The organism is Kitasatospora sp. NPDC059577 (genome assembly GCF_042735475.1).
GTDB lineage: Bacteria > Actinomycetota > Actinomycetes > Streptomycetales > Streptomycetaceae > Kitasatospora.
Genome location: NZ_JBHWBZ010000002.1, coordinates 341,127 through 352,537 on the forward strand (window position 1 = coordinate 341,127; position 11,411 = coordinate 352,537).

Here is an 11,411-nt window from a genome sequence, read left to right on the forward strand (position 1 = left end):
CCCACACCACAAACCTCACACCACCCCCCCTTACCACCCTCTCCGCGCTCTGCCACTGACCCCCGCGCCCCCCCCCCCCCGCCCCCGCGCCCCCCCGCCCCCCCCCCCCCGCCCGACGACCCGCACGGCGACGTCTTCCTGGTCGTGGACGGCTGGAACACCGTGCGCCAGGAGTTCGCCGAGCTGGTGCAGATCCTCGGCCTGGTCGCCGGACGCGGCCTCAACTACGGCGTGCACCTGGTCATCACCGCGACCCGCTGGGCCGAGGTGACCAGCGCGCTGCGCGACCAGCTCGGCACCAAGTTCGAGCTGCGACTGGGCGACAACGTGGACTCCATGATCAACATGCGGGCCGCCGCCACCGTCCCCAAGATCCCGGGCCGCGGACTCACCGAGGAGGAGCTGCACTTCCTCACCGCTCTGCCCCGGATGGACGGCGTCGGCGACACGAGCGACCTCGCCGACGCCGTCGCCGACCTGGTCGAGGCCGTGAACGACCACTGGAGCGGCCCGCGCGCCCCGCAGGTCCGGATGCTCCCGCTGATGCTGGAGGCCGCCGCGCTGCCCCCCGCCGAAGGCCGGCTGAAGGTGCCGCTCGGTCTGGAGGACCGCCAGATCGCCCCGCTGTGGCACGACTTCGAGGAGACGCCGCACCTCACCGTGATCGGCGACAGCGAGTCCGGCAAGACCAACCTGCTGCGCCTGCTGATCAACGGCATCACCGCGGCCTACACCCCGGCCGAGGCCCGGATCATGCTGATCGACTTCCGGCGCGGCCTGTTCGACCACGTACCGGAGGAGTACCGACTCGGCCACGCCGTCGCGGTGGACGTCCTCAAGCAGGTCGTCCAGGGCGCGGCCCGGGCCATGGAGGGGCGGGTGCCCGGCGAGGACATCAGCCCCGCCCGGCTGAAGCTGCGGGACTGGTGGACCGGCGCGGAGCTGTTCATCGTGGTCGACGACTACGACCTGATCACCGCGCCGATCACCGGCCACCCGTTCGCCCCGCTGCTCGACCACCTCGCCCAGGGCACCGAACTCGGCCTGCACCTGATCGTGGCGCGCAGCGCCAACGGCGTCGGCCGCTCCATGGGCGACCCGCTGCTGCGCCGGCTCCAGGAGGTCAACACCCCGGCGGTTCTGCTGTCCTGCCCGCCGAGCGAGGGCGTGCTGTTCGGCAACGTCAAGCCGCGCGAACTGCCGCCCGGGCGGGCGCTGCACATCACCCGCCGGCGCACCGTCCAGCTGCAGACCGCGTGGGTTCCCGATCCGGAGGAGACGGAGGCAGCGGGCGCCTGAGGACGGTCCGGGATTGCCGGGCGCCCGGATGAACCGGGGGCCCGGCAATCCCGTGTTGCTGGGCGAGGTCCCTCCGCGCGGGCCTGATGACCGACCAGGGGAGGCAGACGCCAATGGCCGAGGTGGAGCCTCGCACGACCGCCGCCGGAACCGTCCGGGGCCCGCGATGAGCACGACCGGGAACGCGTCCGGCTCCGCACCGGGCGGCGACGCGCCGGCGCCACGGCGCTGGTTCGGTCGCCGCGGCCCCACGCCCGAGGCCGCACCCGCCCGCCGCGAGGGCCGCTCGATCCTGCGCGTGCTCGGGCCGCACTTCGTCATCGCGCCGCCCGAGGTGACCGACGGCGAGCTGTCGGCCGCCATGGGCGGCCTGCGGCCGGTACCGGACGCCCTGGTCGTGGTGGCGGCGGCGACGGACGCCGCACCGGTGCTGCGCGAGCAGATGGCGGAGCTCGGGATGATCGCCCGGGCCCGCGGCGCGTCCAGCCTGATCCTGGCGGCCTCCGGTCTGGCCGCCGTCGGCCCCGGCGGGCGCCGCCCCGCCGAGGTCGTCGCCGACAAGGCGGGGATCACGGTCGTCGCCCCGGACGGCATGGTCGCCATCCAGCCCGACGGCACGCTCAAGGTGACCGCCCCGAACGGCTCGACCGAGCCCGCCACCTGGTGGAGCTGCCCCCCGGGCGGCCGCGCCCGCCGCCTGCGCGAGACGGTCCCGGCCGCCGCCCCGGTCGACCCGGGCCCCGCCCTCCCCGGCGGCGGCGCACCGCACGTACCGCCCGTACCGCCCGTCGAACGGGCCGTCGCACCCGCCGGGCCCGGCGCGCTGCCCGTCTCGGTCTCGGTCCACCGACTGGCCACCGGCTTCTGGCTCAACCACGTCACGGCCCGGCCCGAGGGGTCGATGCCCTTCCTGCAGCAGCTCGCGACACCCCCGGGGACGACCCCGCTGCTGGTCGGCACGCCCGACCGGCCGGCGCTGGACCCGCAGGAGTTCACCGAGGCCGCGCTGTCCCTGCCGGTCGGCTCCGGCCAGCTCATGGTCAGCGCGCCGTGGGCCGACCCGGGCGCGCTCGCCCTGCTCTCCGGCAGCCTCGCCGAGCGGCTGGGGCGCCCGGTCCACGCCGCGGTCGGACTGCCGGTCGCGGGCAGCCGCGGCTACACCACCGCCGTGCTCGACCACCGGGGCGCCGCCTCCTGGGAGCCGTTCCTGCTCCGCCTCAGCTCGTCCGGTCCCCACCGGACCGTCAGCTCCGCCTGGCGCAAGGGCACCCCCTCCTGGGAGACGGTGGGCCCGGGGCTCTTCCGCGCCTTCCCGTTCTGGTGCCTGGAGGCCGTCCCGGCCGGTCTCTGGCTCCGCCCGGAGCCGCCGTACGCCTGGGCGCCGCGCTTCCTGCGCCCCGACCCGGCCCGCCCGCTGATCGTCGTCGGCGAGCAGGCCCGGCTGATCCCGCACCACGTCTGGGAGGAACTCGGGGCCCTGCTCGACGAGATGCCCGGCCCCGGCGCCCGGGGATTCGGGCTGCTGCTGCACGGCCTGGTCGACTCCGCGTCGGAGAGCAGCGCCCGGTTCTTCGCCCGGATGCACGGCCTGGTGTGGCTCAACCCGCCGGCCCGGCCCGCCACCGGGGATCCGGCCGGAGCGCTCGGGCCCGACGGGGCGGCGCACGCCTCCTACGCGCTGAACGGCTCCTGGGCGGGGGCCGTCCCGGCGCCGGTCACCGAGCGGTTCGCCCTTCCCGCCCCCGGTCCGCAGCCGACCGTCGGCGCGGCCGACCCGGCGTCCGGCACCGCGACCGGCGCGCCGGTCGGGTTCGTCACCGGGCCGGTCGCCCCGGCGGAGTCGCCGGTCTGCGATGCGGGGGCGACGCCCGGGTTCACCACCGCGGCCGCCGCGCCGGGCTCGCCCGCCGAGCCGGCCGAACCGGCCGTCGGTGTGCCGACCGTGCCCGCGGGCTTCGCCACCAGCGCCGGTATGCCCGGAGCGGGCGGCACCCCGACGGCCACCCCGACGGCCGCGACCGGAGCAGTCGGGTCGACCGGACAGCCGGGGCAGCCCGGGGATCCGGGCGCGACCCGCCAGCCCGCCGCCTCCGGCGGAGCATCCGAACCCGCCACCACGGTCGAGGAGTCCGCCGCCGGGGCACCCGGCGAGCCGACGACGGCCGCACTCGGCATCGATCAGCCCACCCGCCACACCGTCACCGGCGGAGCGCCCCGGCCGGACACCCGACCCGACGCGCCCGCCGGGGAGTTCGCCGGGGAGTTCGCCGCCGAAGCTCCGACGCGGGTCGGACCGGCCCAGGTCGGACCGACCACGGCGACGGCCGGATCCGCCGCGCCCGGGCCATGGGCGACGGAGGCCGCGCCGCCACCGGAGCCCTCGCCCCACGCGACGTCCGCGCCCGGACCCGAACCCGAACCCGAGCCGGTCTCCCTCGCCCTCGCCGCCCACTACTTCACCACCGCGGACGTCCCGCCCCTGCCCCCGGTCAGCGCCGCAGCGGACCGGGACGCCTTCCGGGCGATGCTCGGCGAGCACTACCACCGCTGCGCCGGGCGGGTGGAGCCCGCCGTCACCCGGCTGCCGGGCCTGCGGTCGACCGGCCAGGACGACTTCAAGGCCGACCTGGTGGCCGTGCTGCTGCACCACGAGGACTCCGGCCTCCCCGCCGACCGCGCCGCCCTCCTCGCCGAGGCCCGTGGCGGCACCGCCGGACCACTGCGCCCGTACCTCGCCTGCCTGCGTTCGGGCCTGCGTCGGCTGCCGAGCCACCACGGCGCGGTGCTGCTCGGGGCCGAGCTCGCGCCGGAGGCCCTGGAGGCCTTCCCGGTCGGCCTGGCGCTGGTCGAGCCGGGCCCGATCGCCGGCCTGGCCTCGCCCGCCGTGCAGCTCGGCACCCCGGTCGAGTTCGTCGTCTGGTCGACCACCGGCCGACGCACCGCCGCCTTCGGCGACGACGGGGAGGTGCCCCAGGTGGCCTTCCCGCCGGGGACCGGGTTCGTGGTGGTCGACGTCGTGCCCGGCGAGGGCGCGGCCCGGCCCGCCCGGGTGCTGCTGCGGGAGGCCGCCGGCCCGGGGGCGGGCCCGGACGCCGAACGCGACGACAGTGCCCGGAAGCGGCTGCACGCCTGGCTGGAACGCCGGGACAAGGTGGCGCCGGCCGACCGCCGTACGGTCGCCCGCCCGGAGCGCTTCCGCCTCACCCCGGGCGCGCTCCTGCCGGAGCCGCCCGCCGCCCCGGCCGCCCCACCCACTCCCGACCCGCCCGCCGAGTCCTGACCGGGGCACGCCACGCCCGAGCGGACCGGCGGCAGTTCACCGGTGTCCGGAGGCCTCCGGACACCGGCCGCCCCTACCGCCCACCGAATCCGGAGGACGCATGCCGCCCCAACACGCCCGGAAAGCCAGGCCCAAGGCCCTGCACCTCGCCACGGCCGCGGTACTGATCACCGCCGTCACCGCCACGGCGGCCAACGCCCGTCCGCACCGCACCACCCAGCCCCCCAAGCCCGGGGCGAGCGCCACCAGCACCGCCGGGGACGGTCTCAACGACCCGCACCTGAAGGACATCGCCCAGCAGATCGTCTCCAGCGCGGAGAACTCCTCCCTCGACTGGAAGGCCCAGTTCGCCTACGTCGAGGACATCAAGGACGGCCGCGGCTACACGGCCGGCATCATCGGCTTCTGCTCGGGCACCGGCGACATGCTCGACCTCGTCGAGCACTACGGGAAACTCAAGCCCGGCAACGCGCTGAGCAAGTACCTCCCGGCGCTGCGCAAGCTGAACGGGTCCTCCTCGCACTCCGGGCTCGACCCGGACTTCGTCGGGGACTGGAAGAAGGCCGCCCAGGACCCGGTCTTCCAGCAGGCGCAGACGGACGAGCGGGACCGGGTCTACTTCAACCCCTCGGTGATGCAGGCCCAGACCGACGGGCTGCACGCCCTCGGCCAGTTCATCTACTACGACGCCATCGTCATGCACGGCCCCGGCAACGAGCCGGTCAGCTTCGGCGGCATCCGGGCCGCCGCCATGAAGAAGGCCAGGACCCCGGCCCAGGGCGGCGACGAGAAGGCCTACCTGGCGGCCTTCCTCGACGCCCGCCGGGCCGCGATGAAGACCGAGGCCGCCCACGAGGAGACCGACCGGGTGGACACCGAGCAGCTGGTGTTCCTGAAGGCCGGCAACCTCGACCTCAAGACCCCGCTGGCCTGGAAGGTCTACGGGGAGTCGTTCAAGATCGACAGCTGACGGGGCCCGCCCGACGCCGGCCACGACCGACGCTGGCCACGACCGAGGGGCGGCTGCCCACACAGCCGCCCCTCTTCGCCAACTCCCCTGTCACCAACCAGTGGTGGCCCGCCGTACGGCCGGGGCCGAGGCCTCGCCCGGGGCCGTCCGACCGGCCGGCATCTCCCGCCGCTCCGCCGGCCGCCGGACGTCGAACCCGGGATCCGAGCTGGTCCGGACGAGCGGCGCCGAGGCCGGGTCGATCGCCTCGGCCGCCTCCCGCCGCGCGGCCGGGGCCTCGACGCCGAGTGCGTCGAGGCGCAGCACCAGGTTGCGCGGCAGGTCGGTGCCGGGCACGCCCGGCCAGTGGCAGTCCCGGGCACGGATCTCCCGGCTGCGCGCGCCTCGGGTGCCGACCACCGGGCCGGGCACCACCTGGACGTCCGGGCGCCAGCCGCCGCCCGGCCAGAGGTGTTCGAGCCTCAGCTCCCAGGTGTCGGCGTCGACCACGAGCGACTCCCCCACCCGGCCGGCCAGCACCAGGGTGCCGTACGGGGTGATCGCCACCGCCCGCTGGTCGAAGTCGGCATCCTTGCCGACCACCATGATCCGCCAGGATCCGTCGACGAACATCTCGTTACCCTTCCGCTTACGCCCGGCAGCCAAAAAGGCCGTGGGGCGCCGGAGCCCGGTGTTCCCGGACCCCGACGCCCCGGTCACTGCGCTCAGTGCTCGGTCAGGCGCGACGCTTGGCCGCGACCTTGCGGGCGGCGAGGACCAGGCCCGCACCGGCGGCCAGCACGGCGCCACCGGCCAGGGCGAGCGGGGTGTTGCCCCCGCCACCGGTCTGGGCCAGGGCCGGGGCGGTGCTCGTCGCGCTGGGCGTGGCCGCCGGGGTGGCCCCCGGAGTCGTCGGGGCCGGCGTGGTCGCCGAGGGCGTGGCGCTCGGCGAGGCCGGGACCGACGTGGTCGGCGTCGGGACCGGGGTCGCCGGGACGGAGGGGGTGGTGGTCGGGCTGCCCGTCGGCGTCGGGGTGGCCGACGGGCACAGCGGAGCGTCCGCGACCCTCTTGTCCACGTGAGTGTCCGCCAGGGTGTAGCGCCAGGTGTCGCCCTTTCCCGAGTAGCTGACGGTCAGCTTGACGGTGGCGTTCGCCTCGATCCGACCGTGGTACTCCTCGGAGCCGCCAACCAGGCTCAGGGTGTAGTCGCCGGCGGCCTTGTAGCGGTTGCCGAGGACGAGTTCGACGTGGCCGGCGTCCGCCCGACAGCCGACCTCCAACGAGGCGTCGCTGGGCTTCCATGCGAAGGCGGTCCCGGTGCCCGCCAGTGCGAGGCCGACGACCGCGCCCCCGGCGACCACGGCCGCCCGCCGTACGTGCTTCATCTGTGCTTCTCTCCTGTGGAGTTCTTCGAGCAGGGAACGCCTCGCGCGCTCCGGGGGGAGATGGGATGGAGCGCGCGAGGCGGCGAGCCCGGACCGCCGTCACCCGCCGTGGCGGCGGCGCGTGACGGCGGTGCAACGCGGCTCTCGCCCACCTGCACGGACAGCCTGCCCGATCCGGTTCACCTCACCGGGAATTCCATGAGATGCCACAAGGGCACAGGCATTGCCCCACGCCGCCTCAAGCGCGCTCAGTGGTGGTCGACCTCGTCGCGCCACGTCGGAGAGGAAACCCGACACGGTCGAGCGAAGGGGGCGTGGATGACCGATCTCAAGGTGTTCCGGCGGGGTACCGATGGCCGGGATGTCGAGCTGCGGGGTTCGACGGTGGCGCGGGAGCGGGAGTTGCAGCGGCGGGTCGAGGGGGCGCTGGAGGCGATGCTGGGGGTGCGGTTCCTGGCGTCGGAGTACCCGACAGGGCCGTGGCACCAGGGGCGGATCGACACGCTGGGGCTGGACGAGGGCGGCGTGCCGGTGGTCATCGAGTCGCCCAGCGGTGGCGGCGCGGATGGATCGAGGCCACCGCCACCCTGATCGTCTCCAAGCTGCTCATGACGGTGGTCTTCCTCGTCGGCGTCTCCGCGCTCGGCAAGACGGACGCCAAGGATGGCATGGCCGCCCTGTCCGACGCCATGGCCGGTGTCGTGATCATGGTCATGGTGCTGCTGTGCCCGTACGCCGTCTACAAGTTCGTCCACTGGGCGACGGACGGCAGCGGCCACGACGACACGCACCGCACCGGCATGGCCGGCATGGCGGTCGCGGCCGGAGCGGCGAAGACCGCCGGTTCCCTGGCCATGCAGATGAGCACCGGCGTCCCGGCGCCGCAGGGCCCGGCGCAGGTCCCGGGCATGGGAGGTGGCGGTGCCGCCTCCGGCATCGACCCGACCGGCCGGATCAGCACGGAGGGGATCGACACCGGCTCCGCGCAGCAGCCGACGAAGTTCCGCTTCGGCGAGGACCCGAGCGCGGGAGGCGACCGCGGACGCTTCTCTGAACTAAGAAGGAAGCCGTGCCAATTGGTGCGTGGCCGCTGAGGGGCGGGCTATGGTGACTGAAAGTAGTGAGTCACAGGTGTTAGGTGCAAGGGCCCCAGATTGACCGAGGGGGAGCCCACAGGGCTCTGTCCACGAGAATGGGCTCCGGCTCAACTTCCGTAGTGAAACCACGGTGAGTGACCGACATCTGTTTCAGTGTCCTGGGAATTGCCTGTCTCCCTAGCCGTCGACGAGGTTGAGGGATCGCCCGCGAGTGACCCCCACGCCGCCTGCCCCGCTGGGCTGGCTGTTCCGCGCCGGCCCGATGGGGAAGGTGCGGGGGCTCGTGGGCTAGTGGAGCCTGCACGGTGCGCGCTTATGCGCGGGTAGTCCGTGTTGCGGGGCTGTTGCCAGCTGTAGACGAATCAGTGGACCATGACAGGCATGGAGGCTGGGGCGGGGGAAGCGGCCAGGTGGATCATCGAGCAGGAAGATGAGCTTGTCTGTCAATGGTTGTACGGGGTGCTGGCGGACTGTGGGTCCGAGGCCCGAGAAATTCTCGATGCTCTCGGCCCACTGCGTGAGAACGGCACCGACTTTCTGGGGCAACCGAGGCCGGAGGCTCTGAACGCACTCCGGCACGTCTGCCGGTGGGCTCTCGACAGTCGCTTCCTCCCCTACATTGCCTCTGTTCCTTACACGTGCACGTTCCGGGGCTCGCCGCCCGGCCAAGCCTTCTTCGTCATGTCCTCCTTGGACCAGCAGCGCCTCCAGCAGGTGTTGGAGCCCACCGTCTCCCGTCGGGACTTCGAGATCGCACTGACGACGGCCCGCTTCCGAGCCGTGTGGCTAGCTCAGGCGTACTCCGAGCTGAGAATCGTGCGGCCGGTCCTCGACGCGCCTGTGGAACGGGATCCGCCGCGGCACGGACGCCTCAGGGACGGCATTGTCGGCCGTGCGTTTTGTGAGGAGATCGCCGAGCGGCTCATGGCGGGGCAGGCGCTCCGACGCGCCGCCGGAGAGCAGACCGTGCCCGCGATTCGGGCGTGGGTTACGGCGACGGCGGCAGTTCTAGATCGCGGTCTGACCAACGACGACATAGGTGATGGTCTTCGACTAGTAACCCAGGGGCTCCGGTTCTGCGACTGGACCGTACCCCACCCGGTGGCACTGGCCGGCGCCTATCTGACGCTCGGCCTGGACTATCTCGAGAAGGTGGAGAAGCAGATGCCGGACCACATCGAAGCATCGGGCCAGGGCTCGCAGCGGGCGCCGGTCATCATCAACGGCAACGTAGGCGCGTTCAACAGCAAGGTGACGAACAGCAGCTTCGCGGTGGCCGAGACGATCCGGGGTATCGAGATCACCGTCGGCGCCCTCGATCGCGACGGACAGAGCGACACTGCCACCGCTCTCCGGGACCTCATCCACGCCATCCAGCAGGACCCCGCACTCGCGGACCACCGAGCCCAGCTCCTCGACCACGTCGCCGATGTCGCTGAGGCGGCCGCCGAACCGGACCGTCCGCGCGCGCTCAGCCGAGCCCGCCTGGCCATGGCCGCCATCACCGGCGCAGCCGGAGCGTCCGCCCAGCTTGCCCAAGCCCTCACCACCTGGCATGACACCCTCGGCCGCTTGTTCTGAGCGGCCCGAGCACGTTCCGGGCAGTGGGAGTCAGCCGCGATCGTGGACAGAGCGATCACGATTCTGGCCCCTCGATAACCCGTCCGTATGGGGGCTTGAAACTGGGCATTCCAAGATCGGTTGTCCGCCCGTTCTTGGAGACGGCCTGCATGGCCGCGAGCTTCTCTATCGCGGAGGACAGGCTGACTTCGAGACCGGCGACTTCGCCGGTCCAGCCTTCGCGTTGGGCCTCGGCGATGCGGGCATCGAGATTGGTGATGATCTCGGTGAGGCGAGGCATCTGGGCTGGATCCGGTCGCAGGAGCGGGCAGCGGATGCATGCTTCTCTGAACTAACGATCGCCGCTTGGCGGCCCCTGGGGTTAAACCGCTGGCAGCCGGGTGTTGACCCGGGCAAGGATGCAGCTATGCGTCACGCCAACACTGACCCTGAGCTGTCGGGCTTGGTCCGCCGATTCGTTACGCCCGGACGCCGGTACCTTCGGCTGGGTGGAAGCTCGCTGCGGTTGAGCGGGCCTGAGCGCGATCTGTTCATGAGGGAGTTGGTCCAGGCTGCCTCGGAGATCACTCCCGCTGAGCTCGGCATCCTTTTCGAAGGTGGGTGGCGAGAGTGTAAGACTGCCTCCTGGCTGGTTGTTGTAGCTGGCAGGACCGAGTTCCGAAGTCGTATCGGCGAACTTCTGCTGGCCAGCGGAGGGCCTTATGCCGGCGCGGCCTACTGCGTCACTCTTGCCACGTTCGGCGATAGTGCCGACGCAGATTTGCTGTGCAGATACCTTGATCACTACTTGCTGCGCCCTGACCTCGACTACGACCAAGGCCTTGCTCTTGGCGCGCTGCTTCACCTCGATGCCACCCTCGGGACCGAGCACGCATCCCGCTACCTTGCCGTAGGTGGCTTGTGGCAGCAGTGGACCGACGCTCCGCCCCATAGGGACCGGGACCCGCAGCGTATTCGGCAGTTCGTGGACCAGCTGTGCTCCTTCGCCAGCGAGTGCGCTGAACTCTTCGCAGCACTGGAAACGAGCATTGATTGTTCGTCTTCTCTGAACTTCCTGTCGCCCACCAGTCCGCCCGGCGGCCCTGGCCGTCGACATGTCGGCGGGCTCTGACAGCATCACGGTCATGACCGACATTGATGACCTCGTGCAACGCGTCGCCAGCCGGGCCGCATCGGACAACGAGGACCTTCCCGCGCCTGTCGGCGATGCCCAGATTGCGGAGGCCGAGGGGCAACTGGGCTTCGCGCTGCATCCCCTGCTTGCGCGCCTGTATCGCGAGGTCGCTGACGGCGGCTTCGGCCCTGACTACCGACTGCTGCCGCTGTTTGGTCCGGACGCCAGCGTCGCTGGCGAATACCTGACGCGACGTGAAGCGTCCGTTGGCGTGGAGCACCCGGAGTGGCCCGAAGGCGTCGTACCGATCCTGACCTGGGGCTGTGCCATGTACGCAGGCGTTGATTGTCTCAGTGAGGACGGTCAGGTCCTGCTCTTCGAGCCGAACCCGTATAGCGGCGGATCGTGGGATCAGTGTTGGTTCCTCGACTCCGCCAGCCTCGCAGCGTGGCTGGAGAAATGGCTCGCGGGGACGGGCTGGTTCGAGGAGGACGCCTTCGGCAGGGACGACCCGGTCGAGCCTCAGCCATGGGACCAGGCCGCAAACCGACTGTCCTCCGGCGCATAGCGAAACACCAACGCTTCGTCCCGTTGGCGCAGACGCCGTCAGGCCCCGGCCGGCGAGCCGGACGACCACGCGATCGGGCGGTCCCGCGGCGGGCTGACTACGAAGATCCACCTCGCCGCCGACGGCCGGTGCCGAC

General features: G+C 72.6%; 10 protein-coding genes and 1 pseudogene. 8 read left to right on the forward strand and 3 right to left on the reverse strand.

The window, feature by feature from the left end:
• From eccCb to ACFV0O_RS03990, 3 genes are all read left to right on the forward strand, one after another.
• A partial coding sequence (gene eccCb / locus ACFV0O_RS03980) for a type VII secretion protein EccCb (RefSeq protein WP_380335985.1) occupies positions 1-1,299 on the forward strand: 1,299 nt, incomplete at its 5' end.
• A gap of 166 nt (positions 1,300-1,465) precedes the next feature.
• On the forward strand, positions 1,466-4,579 hold the full coding sequence (locus ACFV0O_RS03985; RefSeq protein ID WP_380335988.1) for a hypothetical protein: 3,114 nt from the start codon (positions 1,466-1,468) through the stop codon (positions 4,577-4,579).
• Positions 4,580-4,679: 100 nt separating this feature from the next.
• Positions 4,680-5,549, forward strand: a complete 870-nt coding sequence (locus tag ACFV0O_RS03990) for a chitosanase (RefSeq protein WP_380335991.1) — start codon at positions 4,680-4,682, stop codon at positions 5,547-5,549.
• Positions 5,550-5,639: 90 nt separating this feature from the next.
• On the opposite strand, the gene ACFV0O_RS03995 is transcribed toward ACFV0O_RS03990, so the two are convergent.
• Positions 5,640-6,161: a hypothetical protein gene (locus tag ACFV0O_RS03995; RefSeq protein WP_380335993.1), complete on the reverse strand. Its 522-nt coding sequence runs from the start codon at positions 6,159-6,161 to the stop codon at positions 5,640-5,642.
• A 103-nt stretch (positions 6,162-6,264) separates the two neighbouring features.
• Entirely contained in the window at positions 6,265-6,915 is a 651-nt protein-coding gene (locus ACFV0O_RS04000) for an LPXTG cell wall anchor domain-containing protein (RefSeq protein WP_380335996.1), read from the reverse strand.
• A gap of 318 nt (positions 6,916-7,233) precedes the next feature.
• Between ACFV0O_RS04000 and ACFV0O_RS04005 the strand changes: the two genes are divergently transcribed.
• The 3 genes and pseudogenes from ACFV0O_RS04005 (at position 7,234) to ACFV0O_RS04015 (ending at position 9,593) form a co-directional block, all read left to right on the forward strand.
• Entirely contained in the window at positions 7,234-7,506 is a 273-nt protein-coding gene (locus ACFV0O_RS04005) for a hypothetical protein (protein WP_380335999.1), read from the forward strand.
• Positions 7,419-7,961 (forward strand): annotated as a pseudogene (locus ACFV0O_RS04010) (ATP-binding protein); the annotation flags it as partial. The gene ACFV0O_RS04005 and the pseudogene ACFV0O_RS04010, both read left to right, overlap by 88 nt.
• Positions 7,962-8,384: 423 nt before the next feature.
• Positions 8,385-9,593, forward strand: a complete 1,209-nt coding sequence (locus tag ACFV0O_RS04015; protein ID WP_380336002.1) for a hypothetical protein — start codon at positions 8,385-8,387, stop codon at positions 9,591-9,593.
• 55 nt (positions 9,594-9,648) lie between these two features.
• Here ACFV0O_RS04015 and ACFV0O_RS04020 read toward each other — a convergent pair whose 3' ends face one another.
• The gene (locus ACFV0O_RS04020; RefSeq protein WP_380336004.1) at positions 9,649-9,873 is read right to left on the reverse strand and encodes a hypothetical protein; all 225 of its coding nucleotides are present in this window, start codon (positions 9,871-9,873) and stop codon (positions 9,649-9,651) included.
• 126 nt (positions 9,874-9,999) lie between these two features.
• Here ACFV0O_RS04020 and ACFV0O_RS04025 point away from each other — a divergent pair, with 126 nt between their 5' ends.
• Together ACFV0O_RS04025 and ACFV0O_RS04030 are read left to right on the forward strand one after the other, a co-directional pair.
• Positions 10,000-10,704, forward strand: coding sequence for a DUF6000 family protein (locus ACFV0O_RS04025; RefSeq protein WP_380336007.1), 705 nt, complete (start codon positions 10,000-10,002; stop codon positions 10,702-10,704).
• Between the two features lie 13 nt (positions 10,705-10,717).
• Positions 10,718-11,275: an SMI1/KNR4 family protein gene (locus tag ACFV0O_RS04030; RefSeq protein ID WP_380336009.1), complete on the forward strand. Its 558-nt coding sequence runs from the start codon at positions 10,718-10,720 to the stop codon at positions 11,273-11,275.
• Positions 11,276-11,411: the final 136 nt, after the last annotated feature.

What these genes read in the sequence shown, in the direction of transcription:
- ACFV0O_RS03995 (WP_380335993.1), bottom strand. Translation starts at nt 6,161, where the DNA reads ATGTTCGTCGACGGATCCTGGCGGATCATGGTGGTCGGCAAGGATGCC.
- ACFV0O_RS04020 (WP_380336004.1), bottom strand. Translation starts at nt 9,873, where the DNA reads ATGCCTCGCCTCACCGAGATCATCACCAATCTCGATGCCCGCATCGCC.
- ACFV0O_RS04025 (WP_380336007.1), top strand. Translation starts at nt 10,000, where the DNA reads ATGCGTCACGCCAACACTGACCCTGAGCTGTCGGGCTTGGTCCGCCGA.
- ACFV0O_RS03990 (WP_380335991.1), top strand. Translation starts at nt 4,680, where the DNA reads ATGCCGCCCCAACACGCCCGGAAAGCCAGGCCCAAGGCCCTGCACCTC.
- ACFV0O_RS03985 (WP_380335988.1), top strand. Translation starts at nt 1,466, where the DNA reads ATGAGCACGACCGGGAACGCGTCCGGCTCCGCACCGGGCGGCGACGCG.
- ACFV0O_RS04030 (WP_380336009.1), top strand. Translation starts at nt 10,718, where the DNA reads ATGACCGACATTGATGACCTCGTGCAACGCGTCGCCAGCCGGGCCGCA.
- ACFV0O_RS04000 (WP_380335996.1), bottom strand. Translation starts at nt 6,915, where the DNA reads ATGAAGCACGTACGGCGGGCGGCCGTGGTCGCCGGGGGCGCGGTCGTC.
- ACFV0O_RS04005 (WP_380335999.1), top strand. Translation starts at nt 7,234, where the DNA reads ATGACCGATCTCAAGGTGTTCCGGCGGGGTACCGATGGCCGGGATGTC.
- ACFV0O_RS04015 (WP_380336002.1), top strand. Translation starts at nt 8,385, where the DNA reads ATGACAGGCATGGAGGCTGGGGCGGGGGAAGCGGCCAGGTGGATCATC.